The sequence below is a fragment of the Methylobacterium sp. M6A4_1b genome (assembly GCF_053345175.1).
Genome location: NZ_JBKEZQ010000030.1, coordinates 12,755 through 27,957, shown reverse-complemented (window position 1 = coordinate 27,957; position 15,203 = coordinate 12,755). Strand labels below are relative to the sequence as shown.

Annotated in this window: 13 protein-coding genes; 9 read left to right on the top strand and 4 right to left on the bottom strand. The window is 72.9% G+C overall.

The features are described from left to right. Position 1 precedes the first annotated feature (1 nt). The 7 genes from ACLBWX_RS20215 to xdhC all read left to right on the top strand — a co-directional run bounded on the left by ACLBWX_RS20215 (position 2) and on the right by xdhC (position 9,516). Complete coding sequence (locus ACLBWX_RS20215) at positions 2 to 1,603, top strand: ABC transporter ATP-binding protein (protein ID WP_447678775.1); 1,602 nt, start codon at positions 2 to 4, stop codon at positions 1,601 to 1,603. Continuing rightward, complete coding sequence (locus ACLBWX_RS20210; protein WP_447678774.1) at positions 1,593 to 2,669, top strand: ABC transporter permease; 1,077 nt, start codon at positions 1,593 to 1,595, stop codon at positions 2,667 to 2,669. Before ACLBWX_RS20215 ends, ACLBWX_RS20210 begins: the two co-directional genes overlap by 11 nt. Beyond that, positions 2,666 to 3,607, top strand: a complete 942-nt coding sequence (locus ACLBWX_RS20205; RefSeq protein ID WP_447678773.1) for an ABC transporter permease — start codon at positions 2,666 to 2,668, stop codon at positions 3,605 to 3,607. The genes ACLBWX_RS20210 and ACLBWX_RS20205 overlap by 4 nt, the downstream gene beginning before the upstream one ends. 32 nt (positions 3,608 to 3,639) lie before the next feature. Then, complete coding sequence (locus tag ACLBWX_RS20200) at positions 3,640 to 4,716, top strand: BMP family ABC transporter substrate-binding protein (RefSeq protein WP_447678772.1); 1,077 nt, start codon at positions 3,640 to 3,642, stop codon at positions 4,714 to 4,716. A 135-nt stretch (positions 4,717 to 4,851) separates the two neighbouring features. Beyond that, positions 4,852 to 6,348 (top strand): xanthine dehydrogenase small subunit, encoded by a 1,497-nt coding sequence (gene xdhA, locus ACLBWX_RS20195; protein WP_447678771.1) that lies wholly within the window; start codon positions 4,852 to 4,854, stop codon positions 6,346 to 6,348. Next, a complete protein-coding gene (gene xdhB / locus ACLBWX_RS20190) occupies positions 6,341 to 8,701 on the top strand; it encodes a xanthine dehydrogenase molybdopterin binding subunit (protein WP_447678770.1) in 2,361 nt (786 codons plus the stop codon). Before xdhA ends, xdhB begins: the two co-directional genes overlap by 8 nt. A 20-nt stretch (positions 8,702 to 8,721) precedes the next feature. Continuing rightward, positions 8,722 to 9,516, top strand: a complete 795-nt coding sequence (gene xdhC, locus ACLBWX_RS20185) for a xanthine dehydrogenase accessory protein XdhC (protein WP_447678769.1) — start codon at positions 8,722 to 8,724, stop codon at positions 9,514 to 9,516. 3 nt (positions 9,517 to 9,519) lie between these two features. Here xdhC and ACLBWX_RS20180 read toward each other — a convergent pair whose 3' ends face one another. The 3 genes from ACLBWX_RS20180 to uraD all read right to left on the bottom strand — a co-directional run bounded on the left by ACLBWX_RS20180 (position 9,520) and on the right by uraD (position 11,043). Then, entirely contained in the window at positions 9,520 to 9,771 is a 252-nt protein-coding gene (locus ACLBWX_RS20180; protein ID WP_447678768.1) for a hypothetical protein, read from the bottom strand. A gap of 40 nt (positions 9,772 to 9,811) precedes the next feature. Further along, positions 9,812 to 10,030 carry a hypothetical protein gene (locus ACLBWX_RS20175; RefSeq protein ID WP_447678767.1) on the bottom strand — a complete coding sequence of 73 codons (219 nt, stop codon included), beginning with the start codon at positions 10,028 to 10,030 and terminating at the stop codon, positions 9,812 to 9,814. A 131-nt stretch (positions 10,031 to 10,161) separates the two neighbouring features. Next, positions 10,162 to 11,043 carry a 2-oxo-4-hydroxy-4-carboxy-5-ureidoimidazoline decarboxylase gene (uraD, locus tag ACLBWX_RS20170; protein WP_447678766.1) on the bottom strand — a complete coding sequence of 294 codons (882 nt, stop codon included), beginning with the start codon at positions 11,041 to 11,043 and terminating at the stop codon, positions 10,162 to 10,164. A 167-nt stretch (positions 11,044 to 11,210) separates the two neighbouring features. Here uraD and ACLBWX_RS20165 point away from each other — a divergent pair, with 167 nt between their 5' ends. Then, on the top strand, positions 11,211 to 11,627 hold the full coding sequence (locus ACLBWX_RS20165) for a hypothetical protein (protein WP_447678765.1): 417 nt from the start codon (positions 11,211 to 11,213) through the stop codon (positions 11,625 to 11,627). Here the strand turns inward: ACLBWX_RS20165 and ACLBWX_RS20160 are convergent. Then, on the bottom strand, positions 11,618 to 13,582 hold the full coding sequence (locus ACLBWX_RS20160; RefSeq protein WP_447678764.1) for an alpha/beta hydrolase domain-containing protein: 1,965 nt from the start codon (positions 13,580 to 13,582) through the stop codon (positions 11,618 to 11,620). The genes ACLBWX_RS20165 and ACLBWX_RS20160 overlap by 10 nt on opposite strands. A gap of 289 nt (positions 13,583 to 13,871) precedes the next feature. Here ACLBWX_RS20160 and ACLBWX_RS20155 point away from each other — a divergent pair, with 289 nt between their 5' ends. Beyond that, a complete protein-coding gene (locus ACLBWX_RS20155; RefSeq protein ID WP_447678791.1) occupies positions 13,872 to 15,176 on the top strand; it encodes a nucleobase:cation symporter-2 family protein in 1,305 nt (434 codons plus the stop codon). Positions 15,177 to 15,203: the final 27 nt, after the last annotated feature.

The window sequence follows — 15,203 nt, the reverse complement described above, 5'->3', positions numbered from 1 at the left end:
GGTGGCGCCCGTCGCGCCCCCTGTCCGGACGGAGGGGCCGACTCCCCTGTTCGGCGCCTACGGCATCGTCAAGCGCTTCGGCGACTTCACGGCCAATGACGGGGTCGACCTGGAGATCCGGGCCGGGGAGATCCACGCGCTGCTCGGCGAGAACGGGGCCGGCAAGTCGACCCTGATGAAGATCCTGTACGGGCTCCTGGAGCCCACCGAGGGGGTGGTCACCCATCGCGGCGACGCGGTGCGTCTGGCCAATCCGGAAGCGGCCCGGGCGCTCGGCATCGGCATGGTGTTCCAGCACTTCTCCCTGTGCGAGAATCTCACCGTCGCCGAGAACATCGCCCTGGTGATGCCCCCGGCCCTGAGCGGCGGGACCCTGAAGGCGCGCATCGGCGCGGTCGGCGCCACCTACGGCCTGCATCTCGATCCCGACCGTCCGGTCTGGTCGCTGTCGGCCGGCGAGCGCCAGCGCATCGAGATCATCCGCTGCCTGCTGCAGGACCCCAAGCTCCTGATCCTCGACGAGCCGACCTCGGTGCTGACGCCGGGCGAGGCGGAGCTGCTGTTCACCGTGCTGGAGCGCCTGCGGGACGAGGGTCGGGCGCTCCTCTACATCTCGCATCGCCTCGACGAGGTGCGCCGGCTCTGCGCGCGCGCCACCATCCTGCGCGGCGGCCGGGTGGTGGGCACCTGCGACCCGCGCGCCGAGACCGCGCGCTCGATGGCCGCCATGATGGTGGGCGCGCAGGTGGGCGAGGTGACGCCGCCCTCGGGGATGCCGGCCGGGCCCGCGCGCCTGGTCCTGTCCGGGCTCGCCCTCCCCGCCCCCGGCCTGCACGGCACCGCTCTCGACGGCGTCTCGCTCACCGTGCGCGGCGGCGAGATCGTGGGCATCGCGGGCATCGCCGGGAACGGCCAGGCCGAACTGTTCGACGCGCTCTCGGGCGAGGCCCTGGCGCCCGAGGCCGGGATGGTGCGGTTCGACGGCGTCGCGTCCGGGCGCCGCGGCATCACGGCCCGGCGGCGGGGCGGAGCGGGCTTCGTGCCGGAGGAGCGCAACGGCCACGGCGCGGCCCCGACCCTGAGCCTGTCCGACAACGCCATCCTGTCGCGCCATGCGACGGCCGGCCTGAGCCGCTTCGGGTTCCTGCGCCGCGCCGCCGCGAAGGCCCTGGCCCAGGCCGTGATCGGCGCCTTCGACGTGCGCAAGGCCGGACCCGACCCCGCCGCCGGCACCCTGTCGGGCGGCAACCTGCAGAAATACCTGATGGGCCGCGAGATCCTGGCCGAGCCCGGCATCCTCGTGGTCAACCAGCCGACCTGGGGGGTCGATGCGCTGGCCGCCGCCCATATCCGGCAGGCGCTCCTCGATCTGGCCGGGCGCGGCGCCGCCGTCCTGGTGATCAGCCAGGACCTCGACGAATTGTTCGAGATCGCCGGGCGCATCGCCGTGCTGCACGACGGCGCCCTGTCGCCGGCGGTGCCGGCGGCCGAGACCACCCGCGAGACCCTGGGCCTGCTCATGGGCGGGGCGGCGCCCGCGCCCGCGGCCGTGCCGGCGGCGATCCCCCCGGACCTCGCCCGGGAGCCGACCCATGCGCATTGACCTGACGCCGCGGACCAACCGCTCGGCCCTGATGGACGCGCTCTCGCCCATCCTGGCCTTCGCCGCCGCCCTGGTGGTCGGGGGCCTCGTGGTCGCCGCCATGGGCCGCTCCCCGGCCGCCGCCTTCGTCACCTACTTCGTGGCCCCCCTGAGCGAGGTCTGGTCCCTGCAGGAGGTGGCCCTGAAGGCGGCGCCCCTCGCCCTCATCGCCACCGGCCTCGCCTTCTGCTTTCGCGCCAACATCTGGAATATCGGCGCCGAGGGCCAGTTCGTGGTCGGCGGCCTGTTCGGCGGCTGGATCGGCGTCGCCACCCACGGGGCTGCCGGCAACACCCTCTGGGTGCTGCCCCTGATGCTCATCGTCGGCACCCTCGCGGGCCTGCTCTACGGGCTGATCCCGGCCCTGCTCAAGGTCCGTCTCGGGGTCTCCGAGATCCTCACCAGCCTGATGCTGGTCTACGTGGCCGAACTGCTGCTCGACTACATGGCACGCGGTCCCTTACGCGATCCGGCCGGCTTCAACTTCCCCCAGAGCGTCACCTTCGATGACGCCGCCCGCCTGCCCTACCTGATGGAAGGCGACACCCTGCATGCCGGCGTGGCGATCGCGCTCGCCGCCATCGTCCTCGCCACCCTGGTCCTTTCCCGCACCCTGTTCGGCTTCACCGTGCGGGTGGTGGGCGCCAGTCCCCGCGCGGCGCGCTTCGCCGGCTTCAGCGACGCCCGCCTGACGCTGGCGGTCTTCGCGGTTTCGGGAGGGGCGGCGGGGCTCGCCGGGATCGCCGAGGTGGCGGGCAAGATCGGCCAGCTCCAGCCCTCGATCTCGCCGGGCTACGGCTTCACCGCCATCATCGTGGCCTTCCTCGGCCGGCTCTCCCCGGTGGGGATCCTTGTGGCGGCCCTCGTCATCGCGCTGACCACCATCGGCGGCGAGGGCGCGCAGATCGACCTGAAGCTGCCCCTCGACCTGACCCGGGCCTTCCAGGGCCTGCTGCTCGCCCTGGTGCTCGGGGCCGACGCCCTGTCGCGCTATCGGGTCCGCCTCGTGCCGGGAGCGACCGCATGACCTTCCACGGCGTGAGCCTCGACATCGTCCAGATGGTGCTCGTCACCATCGTCGCCGCCGCCACGCCGCTGATGATCGCGGCGCTCGGCGAACTCGTCGCCGAGCGCGCGGGCGTGCTCAATCTCGGCGTCGAGGGCATGATGGTCTTGGGCGCGGCCACCGGCTTCGCGGTGGCGGTGGAGACCGGCTCGACGCTGGCGGGCGCCGCCGCCGGCGCCGGTGCGGGCCTCGCCCTCTCGGCCCTGTTCGGCATCCTGACGGTGGTGCTCAGCGCCAACCAGGTCGCCTCCGGCCTCGCCATGACGATCCTCGGTCTCGGGCTCTCGGGTCTCGTCGGCGCCGCCTACGTGGGCCTGAAGCGGGAGCCGGCGCCGCAGCTGGCGATTCCGGGCCTCACCGACCTGCCCGGCATCGGCCGCCTGCTCTTCGGGCAGGACGGCTTCGTCTACCTCGCCTTCGCGCTGGTGGCGGGCGTGTGGTGGTTCCTGTGGCGGACCCGCGCCGGCCTGATCCTCCGGGCCATCGGCGACGACCACACCGCGACCCACGCCCTCGGGCTCAAGGTCCGCAAGGCGCGCTTCCTCGCCGTGCTGTTCGGGGGCGCCTGCGCGGGTCTCGCAGGGGCCTACCTGTCCCTGGCCTACACCCCGTTCTGGGCGCCCGCCATGACGGCCGGGCGCGGCTGGATCGCCCTCGCCCTCGTGGTCTTCGCCTCCTGGCGCCCGCCGCGGGTGCTGGCCGGCGCGATGCTCTTCGGCGGCGCCACCGTGCTCCAGCTCCATGCCCAGGCCGCCGGTCTCGGCCTGCCGGGACAGGCGCTCTCCGCCCTGCCCTACCTCGCCACCATCCTGGCCCTGGTCTTGCTCTCCCTCGGCAGGCGGCAGGGCGGCTCCCTCGCCCCGGCGGCCCTCGGCCGGGTCTTCACCCCGCACCGCTAGGCGTGCGTCACACCTTTAAGGACATCGGATCGATGCGGATTGTGCAGGGGGCCCTGTTGGCCGTTCTCGTCCTCGGGATCGGTGGAGCGCAGGCGCAGGAGAAGAAGCCCGGCGAGAAGCTGAAGGTCGGCTTCGTCTATGTCGGCCCGGTGGCCGATTACGGCTACTCGTTCCAGCACGACCAGAGCCGCAAGGCGCTGGCGGCGGCGCTCGGCGACCGGGTCGAGACCAGCTTCCTCGAGAACGTGCCCGAGGCCGACAGCGAGCGCTCGATCGAGAGCCTCGCCCGCTCCGGCCACGGCCTGATCTTCACCACCTCGTTCGGCTTCATGGAGCCGACCCTGAAGGTCGCCAAGAAATTCCCCAAGCTGAAGTTCGAGCACGCCACCGGCTACAAGCGCGCGGCGAACGTCTCGACCTACTCGGCCCGGTTCTACGAGGGCCGCTACATCTGCGGCGAGATCGCGGGCCGGCTCTCGAAGACCGGCACGCTGGGCTACATCGCCTCGTTCCCGATCCCCGAGGTGGTGAGCGGCATCAACGCCTTCATGCTGGGCGCGCAGTCCGTGAACCCCAACATCAAGCTCAAGATCGTCTGGGTGAACACCTGGTTCGACCCGGGCAAGGAGGCCGAGGCCGCGAAGGCCCTGCTGGCCCAGGGCGCCGACATCCTGTCGCAGCACACCGATTCCGCCGCGCCGTTGCAGGAGGCGCAGAAGCAGGGCAAGCTCGCCTTCGGACAATCCTCCGACCAGATGCGCTTCGCCCCGAAGGCCCAGCTGACCTCGATCGTCGACGACTGGGACGGCTACGTCATCCAGGAGGCCAAGGCCGTCCTCGACGGCACCTGGAAGAGCCACGACACCTGGGGCGGCATCAAGGACGGCATGGTCGTGCTGGCGCCCTTCGCCAACATGCCCGACGACGTCAAGGCCAAGGCCGAGGCCAGCAAGAAGGCGATCGCGGACGGCACGCTCCATCCGTTCCACGGCCCCGTGTTCAAGCAGGACGGCACCGAGGTGGTGAAGGCGGGCGAGAACGCGCCCGATCCGATGATCCTGGGCATGAACTGGTACGTGAAGGGCATCGACGACAAGCTGCCGCAATAGGCGGATCGAGACCCCTCCCCCCTTCGCGGGGGAGCGTGGTCGCGGAGCGACCGGGCAAGGGGCGACGTCCCCGGACCCGGTGCTCCCCTCTCCCGCATCGGAGGGAGGGATCCGCGTTCCACCATGAGAGGCCGCATGAGACACGCCATCCGTTTCCTCCTCGGTCACGAGGCGCGCACGATCGAGGCCTGCGACCCGACCCTGACCGTGCTCGACTGGCTGCGCGGGTCCGAGCGGTTGATCGGCACCAAGGAGGGCTGCAACGAGGGCGATTGCGGCGCCTGCACGGTGGTCGTGGTGCGTCCCGAAGGCCCGGCCGGCGCCGAGCGCCTGCGCTACCGCACCGTCGATGCCTGCATCACGTTCCTCGGCATGCTCGACGGCTGCCAGCTCCTGACCGTGGAGCACCTGCGCGCGGCCGACGGGACCCTGCATCCGGTGCAGCGCCTGATGGTGGAGGAGCACGGCTCGCAATGCGGCTTCTGCACGCCGGGCTTCGTGATGTCGCTCTTCGCCCTGACCAAGGACCCGCCCGCGGCGGCCGGTGAGGTCTGGGTCTCGCCGAGCCCCATCGACGACGCGCTCGCCGGCAACCTCTGCCGCTGCACCGGCTATGCCCCCATCGTGCGCGCCGCCGAGCGGGCGCTGGCCGCGCCCGAGGCGGACGCCTTCGACGCCGCCCACGACGACACCCTCGCCCGGCTGCTGGCCCTTCGCGACGACGAGACCGTGGCGGTCTCCGGGCCGAAGGGCCGCTTCCTGGCGCCGGCCACCACCCGCGCCCTCGTGGACCTCGTGACCGTGCATCCGGAGGCGACGATCGTGGCCGGCGCCACCGACGTCGCCCTCTGGGTGACCAAGGGCCTGCGGGTCCTCGACCCGGTGATCTGGCTCGGGCGGGTGCGCGACCTCGCGACCATCGCGGAAACCCCGCAGGGCCTGCGCATCGGCGCGGGCGTCACCCTGGCGGCGGCGGGCGCCGCCCTCGCCGACCGGCACCCGGATCTCGGCGAGCTGTTCCGGCGCCACGGCGCGGCCCAGACCCGCAATGCCGGCACGCTCGGGGGCAACATCGCCAACGGCTCGCCCATCGGCGACGCGGCGCCCGCCCTGATCGCGCTGGGCGCCACGCTCCACCTCGCGAGCCGGAGCGGTCCCCGGGACCTGCCGCTCGAAGACTTCTTCGTCGCCTATGGTCGGCAGGACCGGGCCGCCGGCGAGATCGTCACCGGCGTCACCATCCCGGCGCTGCCGCGGGGGGCGCGCCTTTCGGTCTACAAGATCTCGAAGCGCTTCGACGAGGACATCTCCGCCGTGCTCGGCGCCTTCCGCCTGACCCTCGACGGCGGCCTCGTTGCAGAGGCGTGCATCGCCTACGGGGGCATGGCGGGAACCCCGAAGCGGGCCGCGCAGGCCGAGGCCGCCCTGGTGGGCCGGCCCCTCGACCCCGCATCGGTCCCCGCCTTCAAGGCGGCGCTGGCCCGGGACTTCACTCCGCTCACCGACATGCGGGCCTCGGCCGCCTATCGCCTCCGGGTCGCCGGCAACCTCATCGAGCGCCTGATCCACGAGGCCTCGCCGCGTGCGCCGGAGACCCGTCTGGCTCCCGTGGGAGCCCTGGCCCATGCGTGATCTCGCGCCCCCTGCCCTCAAGGCGGACGACCGGATCGCGGGCGGGGCCCACACCCCACGCATCCACGACAGCGCGGCGCGCCACGTCAGCGGATCGGCGGTCTATATCGACGACGCGGCCGAGCCGGCCGGCCTGCTCCACGTCTGCCTGGGGCTGAGCGAGCGCGCCCATGCCCGCCTCGTCTCGGTGGACCTTTCCCCCGTGCGCGCAGCGGAGGGCGTGGTGGCGGTGTTCACCGCCGCCGACGTGCCCGGCGTCAACGAGATCTCCGCCTCGCACCGGGACGACGAGCCGATGCTCGCCGAGGACACGGTGTCCTATCTCGGACAGCCGATTTTCGCCGTGGCGGCCCTCACCCGCGATGCGGCGCGGCGCGCCGCGCGCCTGGCGAGCATCACCTACGAGGACCTCGTCCCCGTCCTCACCTATCGTGAGGCGCGGGCCGACGGACACCTCGTCTGGCCGCCCATGACCCTGACGCGCGGCGATTCCGACGCGGTGCTGGCGCAGGCCCCCGGCATCGTCCGCGGCCGCATGGCCATCGGGGGCCAGGAGCACTTCTACCTCGAGGGCCAGATCGCCCTCGCGATCCCGGGCGAGGACGACGAGGTCACGGTCCACACCTCGACCCAGCACCCGTCCGAGGCCCAGGCCCTCGTCGCCAAGGTGCTCGGCACGGTGAATTCCGCCGTGACGGCCGAGGTCCGCCGGATGGGCGGCGGCTTCGGCGGCAAGGAGAGCCAGTCGAACCTGTTCGCCTGCGTCGCCGCGCTGGTCGCCAAGAAGACCGGCCGCGCCGCCAAGATCCGGCCCGACCGCGACGACGACATGGTCATCACCGGCAAGCGCCACGACTTCGAGGTCGACTACCTCGTGGGCCACGACGCGGACGGACGGATCCTGGCCGTCGACATGCAACTCGCCGCCCGCTGCGGCTGGGCCGCCGACCTGTCGGGACCGGTCACCGACCGGGCGCTGTTCCACGCCGACAATTGCTACCATTACCCGGCGGTGCACCTGACCTCGCGGCCCTACCGCACCCATACCCAGTCCAACACCGCCTTCCGGGGCTTCGGCGGACCCCAGGGCATGGTGGCGGCCGAGCGGGTGATCGAGGAGGTGGCCTATGCCTGTGGCCTCGACCCGCTCGAGGTGCGCAAGCGCAATTTCTATGGGACCGAGACCGACAACGTCACCCCCTACCACCAGACCATCGCCGACAATTGCATCCGGGACCTGGTGGGCAAACTCGAAGCGGATTGCGACTATGCCGGCCGGCGCGCCGCCCTGCACGCGGCCAACGCGACGAGCCCGGTGATCAAGCGCGGCATCGCCCTGACCCCCGTGAAGTTCGGCATCTCCTTCACCTCCACCGCCTACAACCAGGCCGGCGCGCTGGTGCACATCTACAACGACGGCTCGGTCGGCCTGAACCACGGCGGCACCGAGATGGGCCAGGGGCTCTACGTCAAGGTGGCGCAGGTGGTGGCCGAGGAGTTCCAGATCGACGCCGACCGCGTCCGCATCACCGCGACGACCACCGGCAAGGTGCCCAACACCTCGGCCACCGCCGCCTCCTCGGGGGCCGACCTCAACGGCATGGCGGCCCGCGCCGCCGCCCAGACCCTGAAGGGCCGCCTCGTCGCCTTCGCGGCGGAAGCCTGGAGCGTGCAGCCCGAGACGGTGCTGTTCCTGCCCAACCGGGTCCGGGTGGGGAACCAGGAGATCGCCTGGGGCGAACTGATCCACAAGGCCTACCTCGCCCGCGTGCAGCTCTCGGCCACCGGCTTCTACAAGACGCCCACCATCCACTGGGACCGGGACGCGGGCCGTGGGCACCCGTTCTACTATTTCGCCTATGGGGCGGCCTGCGTGCAGGCGGCGGTGGACACGCTGACGGGCGAGTACCGGATCGAGCGGGCCGACATCCTCCACGATTGCGGCCGCTCCCTGAATCCGGCCGTGGACAGGGGCCAGATCGAGGGCGGCTTCATCCAGGGGCTCGGCTGGCTCACCACCGAGGAATTGTGGTGGGACGGCAAGGGCGCCTTACGCACCCACGCGCCCTCCACCTACAAGATCCCGGCCTGCGGCGACCGCCCGCGCATCTTCAACGTGGCGCTCTACGAGAACGAGAACCGCGAGGAGACGATCTACCGCTCGAAGGCGGTGGGCGAGCCGCCCCTGATGCTCGGCATCGCCGGCCTGCACGCCCTGTCGGACGCGGTGGCGAGCGTCGCCGGCCATCGGCACTGTCCCCGCCTCGACGCTCCCGCGACGCCCGAGCGCGTCCTCGACGCCGTCGACCGGATGCGGGCGCTGGCCGAACCCGCGCCATCCGCGCAGCCGTGAGTTCCGGCCCCTCGGAGGCCTTGTCGGAGGTTCTGGCGACCGCCCTCGCGATGGGCGAGCCGGTGGCCCTCGTCGCGCTCTCGGAGGCGCGGGGCTCGACGCCCCGGGAGGCCGGCACCGCCATGCTGGTGATGCCGGACCGCGTCGCCGGAACCATCGGGGGCGGGACCTACGAGTGGGCGAGCATCGCCCGTGCCCGGGAACTCCTGGCGGCGCAGGAGGGCGAGGCCTCCCTGCGCATGCCCCTCGGGCCCGAGACCGGTCAGTGCTGCGGCGGGCACGTGACCCTCGCGATCCGCCGGGCCGGTGCCGATACGCTCGCCGCCCTGCAGGCCCGGGAGGCCCGGGCCGCGGCGCAGGCACCCCTGGTGACGATCTACGGCGCCGGCCATGTGGGCCGCGCCCTGGCCCTCGCCCTCGACCCGCTGCCGTTCCGCACGCGGATCGTCGACGAGCGCCCCGAGGAGATCGCGCGGGTCTCGGGGACGCGCGTCGCGCGCGTCGTCGGCTCCGTCAGCGCCGTGGCGGAATCGGCGCCGCCGGGGGCCGCCCATGTGGTGGTGACCCACAGCCACACCCTCGACAGCCTGGTCTGCGCCGGCCTGCTCGAAGCGAACGCCTTCGCGTATCTCGGCCTGATCGGGTCCGCCACGAAGCGGGCGACGTTCCTCTCGGCCTTCCGGGCGATGGGCCTCGACGAAGCGGCGCTGGCCCGCCTCGTCTGCCCGATCGGCGGGCACCGGGTGCGCGACAAGCGCCCCGCCGTGATCGCCGCCCTGGTGGCGGCCGAACTCATCGCCGCCTTCGCGCCCTGAGCGTCAGGGGCGCGCGGGCGGGGCCTCGGTGCCGCGCGCGGGCATGTCCTCGGCCGGGACGCCGCCGGCCGTGGGCGGGACCGGGATCGCTTCGCCGCTGCGGATCGCCTCCGCCTCGTTGCGTGGCCCGGCCCGGCCCTCGGTCCCGCCCGGTGCGGTGGCGCCCTCCATGCCGGCTGGCGCGCCGAAGCTCTGGGCCAGGACCGGGCCGGCAAGGCCGAGGGAGAGAACGAGAAGGCTGAGGACACGGGTCATGCGGGTCTTGTCTCCGGAGGACAGGCGGGGCGGGGACGATTCAGCGGTGGAGCCTCGTCCTGGGTCGAGCCTTGTGCCGCTGGCGAAGGGCGGCCCGGCCGCGCAGGCCTCCCGGGGCGGTGACCCGGGGCTGGCCGCCCGGCGCGATCAGCGTGCCCTGGGCGCGGGCGGCCGGGGCAAGCGCCAGGAACCCGATGGTGAGCAGCGCGGCGGCGAGACCGCGCCCGATCGGGCTCCGGATCGAAAACCGATGGATCAAAGCCTGCCCTTCCCGCGTGTCGCCCGACGGGCCTTCGATCAGATTGCACGCAAAGGACATGCCGGAGCCGGCTGGAATCGCAGGGTTTTGCGGGATCGGAGGGACGCGGACGATCCGGGAGCCGACGGCGCTCAACTGCCGCGATAGGTCTGGTAGCTCCACGGACTCGCCACCAGCGGCACGTGGTAATGCCCCTCCGGATCGGCGACGCCGAAGCGGAGCGTCACGACGTCGAGGAAGGGCGGCTCGGGCAGGCCCGGACAGGTGGCGCGGAAGTGATCGCCGATGCGGAAGCGCAACTCGTAGGGGGCGATCGGCACCGGGCGGCCGCCGATCAGCGGCGCGTCGGTGCGCCCGTCGGCATTGGTCACGGTGCGGGCCACCAGGGCGGTCTCGGTGTCGGACACCCATTCGTGGAGTTCCACCGGGACGCCCGGCGCCGGCCGGCCCGCGACGGTGTCGAGGACGTGGGTGGAGATCCGGCCCGCGACGCGCGGCGCGCCCGGCCCGCTCACCAGGGCGCAGAGGCGGAGGGCGGCGATGCGGAACACCTCGGACAGGGCGGTCCGGCGCTCCGTTTCCGGATCGGCGGCGAGGCGCGCCTGGAAGGTTCGCAGCAGCGAGGCGCGGCCGTGACGCTTGATGCAGAGGATGAAGGGAAACCCGAAGGTCCGGCCATACGCCGCGTTCAGGGCCGCGAACCGCTCGTACGCCGCCTCCGACAGCCGGTCGAGACCGGCGCCGGCCTGCTCCGCCAGGGAATCGGGGGCGATGGTCCCGGCGCGGGCGGCGCGTCCGGCGAGCTCCGGGTGGTTGGTGAGGAGCGCGTGGCGCGCCGCCTCGGGGGCCGCCTCCACCGCCCCCCGCATCGCGGCGAGCAGGGCTTCGACCGTGGGGAACGGCCGCTGCGCGGCGACCGCCTCGGCGACCCAGGGCGCGTGTTCGAACACCGCCCCGAGGGCGGCGACGACATCGTCGCGCGGGGCCTGGTTCAGGTCGTCGAGGGTCGGCATCGTGATCCTTCCTGCGCGGGGCCGGCGGCCGGTCGGGCATAGCAGGCAACGGGCCACCGGGCCGCCGGCCTCCCGCCGCGCATGGATCGCCAGACGCGCGAAAATGTGGTCTGGGCGGCGATCATCCCGCCCGGCCGATGGGCACCCGACAGGCAGCAAGACCCGCCATGATCCGTAAGACGCATCTACCGCCCGACGCGACGCTGATCCAGGTCGCGGGCGATCTGGCCGAGCCCGAGGAGTACCTGCGCCGGCTCCTCGGGAACATGCGCTTCTGCCAGAAGCGGCACGGCGACGCCCTGGTGCGGATCGGGGTCACGGGCAAGGGCAGAGGATCGGGCAAAGGAGCGGGCCTCACCCCGTCCTACCGCATCGACTACCGGGTCGACGGCGTCGAGACGGTCTTCAACGGCTTCGGCGGCAGCTCGCACAGCGCCTTCACCGAGACCAATGTCCGCGAGACGAACTGGAGCCGGGGTTCCGCGACGATCCAGGAGGTCCAGCGCCTCTACGACGACCTGCGCAAGGGGGCGCCCCGCGCATCGGATCAGAAGGGGGCGCCCCGCGCATCGGATCAGGGCTGAGCCTCCGCCGCGCGGACCGCGGCGACGAGACGCTCCGCGTCCTCCTGCAGGAGCAGCCGCTCCGCCACGAGGCCGTCCGCCGCACGGGCGAACGCCGCCGTGCGGTCGCCCCGGTCCGGGTAGCGCTCGGCCAGTGAGCGGCGCGGGTCGCCCTTCGCCTCGCGCTCGGCCCGGGTCTCGGCCAGGGGCAGGCGGCTGCCCTCGCGGTCGCAGAGCTCGCCCGCCGGGAAGGGCTCGGCATAGAGGTTCCACCCGGTCTGGGTCGCGAGCGGCGCGGCGACGTCGGGCAGGCGGATGCCGGCGATGTCGTGGCCGTCGGCATCGACCTTCGGCACCAGGGGCCGGTACTGCGGACCGCTCTCCGGATGGGGATCGACCGCGCTCGCGAAGCGGGTGATCGCGTTCGGGGCATCCGGCAGGCGCAGGCCCGGAATGTAGGGGAAGCCCGTCTCCGCGCCCGCCACCAGCGTCCCGTCGGCGAGATTCGGCACGCGGCTCGGCGGCGGCGCGACCCCGCGGGAGACCCATTCCTCCAGGGCGACCAGGAGGGCGCGCAGGACCGGGGCCGGGCTGAGCGTGTTGCGCGGATGCAGACACGGCCCGCGGGCCGCGCTCAGCCCGGCGCGCCCGTAGTGAAACCCGCTGGAGACGAGATAGGCCCGGGCGGTCTCCGGCAAGGCGGCGTCGCTTCGACCCAGGGGATCGGTGGTGAGGAGCGAGGCCCCCTTCTGCCAGTACTCGGTGCTGGTGTTGACCTCCATCAGCAGCGGGTCGAACCCGTCCCCGCGCAGCAGCGAGCCGGTCCGGCCCGTCACCGGATCGTGCTGGGGCGCGGCCGAGAACGGGAAGGCGTTCTCAGGATAGAGGTGGTCCTCGTGCTGGGTGTTGGTGCGCGAGGGCTGGCCGAAGCGGGCGTTCAGGTAGACGCCGCCGATGCCGGAGATGTGCAGCAGCATCCCGTCGAAGACGCGCCGCCCGTCTTCGTCCTGGTTGAAGCCCTGGTGGACGTAGTCCCGCAGGAAGCGCCCGCTCTGGGAGATGCCCAGCGCCACCGCGCGGCGGATCGCGCCGCCCGCCGGGTTCCCCGGCGAGGCCGGCCCGCGCAGATGGGCGACGACGTCCCGGGTGGCGGCGAACCCGATGCCGAGCACCTTCGGGTTCGCCGCCGGGTAGGTCAGGGTGTAGAGCGTGCCGGGCTCCGGCTTGACGGTGGCGGGCAGGAGGCGCAGTTCGCCGGGCCCGGCGAAGGTCCAGGCGTCGTCCGGGACGGGGCGCGGCGTGTCCGCCTCCCGGCGGCGAACGGTGAGGCGGGCGCCCGTCTTGTCGGTGTTCGCCGCCTTGAAGGTGAGGAAGAAGGGCGCCTCGGGCGGCCCCCGGGTGGCGCTCACGAGTTCGTCGCGCACGGTCTCGACGATGGGCATCCCGCCCCGGGTCGCCACCGGCACGTCGATCGCCATGCCGCCCTGCTGGCGCAGCGCCTCCGCCTCCCAGCCCGACCAGACCACGGTGTCGCCCCGGCGCAGGACCAGGGCGGTGCCCGCATCCTGGGCGGTGCGCGGATCGTTCACCGCCTGGGCCGCCTGGGGCGGCGCGTCGAGGACCCAGTTGAAGAGGAACTTCCGGCCGCGGTTGAGCACCTCGTAGAGCAGCGTGCCGCTGGCGCGGGCCGGATCCTTCGGCCGGAGCATGAAGACATCGGTGCTGTATTCCACGAACCCGCGCGCGTTCCGGGGCGCCCGGATGAGGTCGACGATGCCGGCGTTGCGCGGGTCGGCCGGGTCGAGCTCCCCGCGGGCGACGCCGATCACCCGCTCGTAGGCGCCGGCCTCGCCGAAGCTCTGCCCGTCGGCGAAGGGCTCGACGGTCCGGATCTCGAGGGCGGTGACCCGGGCCAGGGCCGGCTGGCCGAGGCCCGCGCAGAGGAGCGCTCCCCCGAGAGCGGTGATCCTGATCATGTCCCTGTCCTCGCCCGACCAGCGTCAAGCCGCGCTGTTGCGCCGGATCTTACACCGCACCGCTGCGCGGTCGAGGGCGCCCGCGGCCCCTTGAACGACGCCCGCGGCCCCTCTGGTCGGCGGCCCGGGATGGCACGTGGCTTGCGGACCTCGGGAGCGTCGGCCCCATCGGGCTCGCGGGACGGGAGACCGACGCGTGGATCACGGCTCTGCTCAGACCATCCCGGCTCAGACCATCCCGGCTCAGACCCTCCCGTCCGCGCCGGCCGCGCGGGTGCCGCCGGTGGCCATGGGTCTGCTCGGCCTCCAGCACGTCCTGGTGATGTATGCCGGGGCCGTCGCGGTGCCGCTCATCGTCGGGCGCGCCCTCAAGCTTCCGCCCGAGCAGGTGGCGATGCTGGTGAGCGCCGACCTGTTCGCCTGCGGCCTCGCCACCCTGATCCAGAGCTGGGGCCTGCCCGGCATCGGCATCCGCATGCCGGTGATGATGGGCGTGACCTTCGCGGCGGTGACGCCCATGATCGCCATGGGCACCAACCCCGCCCTCGGGCTCGCCGGCATCTACGGCGCGGTCATCGTCGCCGGCCTGTTCGCCCTCCTCGCCGCGCCCCTCGTGGGGCGCCTGCTGCCCCTGTTCCCGCCGGTGGTCACCGGCACCGTCATCCTGGTCATCGGCATCTCGCTGATGCGGGTCGGGGTGAACTGGGCCGCGGGCGGGGTCGGCAACCCGCAATACGGCGCCCTGCTCTACCTCGGCCTCGCGCTGTTCGTCCTCCTCGTCATCCTCGCCCTGACCCGGTACGCCCGCGGCTTCGTCGCCTCGGCCTCGGTGCTCATCGGCATCGTGGTCGGCATGGCGGCGGCGGGCGCCTTCGGCCTCGTCGACCTGTCGCGGGTGGCGGCCGCGCCGTGGTTCGAACTGGTGCGCCCCCTCGCCTTCGGGGTGCCGAAATTCGACCTCGTGGCCAGCCTCACCCTCTGCCTCGTCATGGTGGTGGTGATGATCGAGTCCACCGGCATGTTCCTGGCGCTCGCCGAGATCACCGGCGAGACCGTGGACGAGAAGCGTCTGATCCGCGGCCTGCGGGCCGACGGCCTCGGCACGATGCTCGGCGGCGTGTTCAACACCTTCCCGTACACTTCGTTCTCGCAGAACATCGGCCTCGTCGGCGTCACCGGCGTGCGCTCGCGCTGGGTCACGGTGATCGGCGGCCTGGTGATGCTGGTCCTCGGCCTGATCCCGAAGCTCGCCGCCCTGGTGGAGGCGGTGCCGCCATGCGTCCTCGGCGGGGCCGGGCTCGTCATGTTCGGCATGGTGGCGGCCACGGGCACGCGCATCCTCGGTGCGGTGGATTTCGCCGGCAACCGCAACAACCTGTTCGTCGTCGCGGTGTCGGTGGGCTTCGGGCTGATCCCCCTGGTGGCGCCCGCCTTCTTCAAGCAGATGCCCGACGTGCTGCATCCGCTGCTGGAATCCGGCATCCTCCTCGCCGCCCTGTCGGCGGTGATCCTGAACCTGTTCTTCAACGGGCTCGGCAGCCGGGCGGGCGCCCGGGCCGAGGCGGCCCGCCTCGCCCACGCCGCCGAGGCGTGAGATCCTCGCATCCCATCACCGGAGGAG

Coding starts and splice junctions, on each gene's coding strand:
- ACLBWX_RS20210 (WP_447678774.1), top strand. CDS start 1,593: ATGCGCATTGACCTGACGCCGCGGACCAACCGCTCGGCCCTGATGGAC.
- ACLBWX_RS20205 (WP_447678773.1), top strand. CDS start 2,666: ATGACCTTCCACGGCGTGAGCCTCGACATCGTCCAGATGGTGCTCGTC.
- ACLBWX_RS20200 (WP_447678772.1), top strand. CDS start 3,640: ATGCGGATTGTGCAGGGGGCCCTGTTGGCCGTTCTCGTCCTCGGGATC.
- xdhA (WP_447678771.1), top strand. CDS start 4,852: ATGAGACACGCCATCCGTTTCCTCCTCGGTCACGAGGCGCGCACGATC.
- xdhB (WP_447678770.1), top strand. CDS start 6,341: ATGCGTGATCTCGCGCCCCCTGCCCTCAAGGCGGACGACCGGATCGCG.
- ACLBWX_RS20180 (WP_447678768.1), bottom strand. CDS start 9,771: ATGACCCGTGTCCTCAGCCTTCTCGTTCTCTCCCTCGGCCTTGCCGGC.
- uraD (WP_447678766.1), bottom strand. CDS start 11,043: ATGCCGACCCTCGACGACCTGAACCAGGCCCCGCGCGACGATGTCGTC.
- ACLBWX_RS20165 (WP_447678765.1), top strand. CDS start 11,211: ATGATCCGTAAGACGCATCTACCGCCCGACGCGACGCTGATCCAGGTC.
- ACLBWX_RS20160 (WP_447678764.1), bottom strand. CDS start 13,582: ATGATCAGGATCACCGCTCTCGGGGGAGCGCTCCTCTGCGCGGGCCTC.
- ACLBWX_RS20155 (WP_447678791.1), top strand. CDS start 13,872: ATGGGTCTGCTCGGCCTCCAGCACGTCCTGGTGATGTATGCCGGGGCC.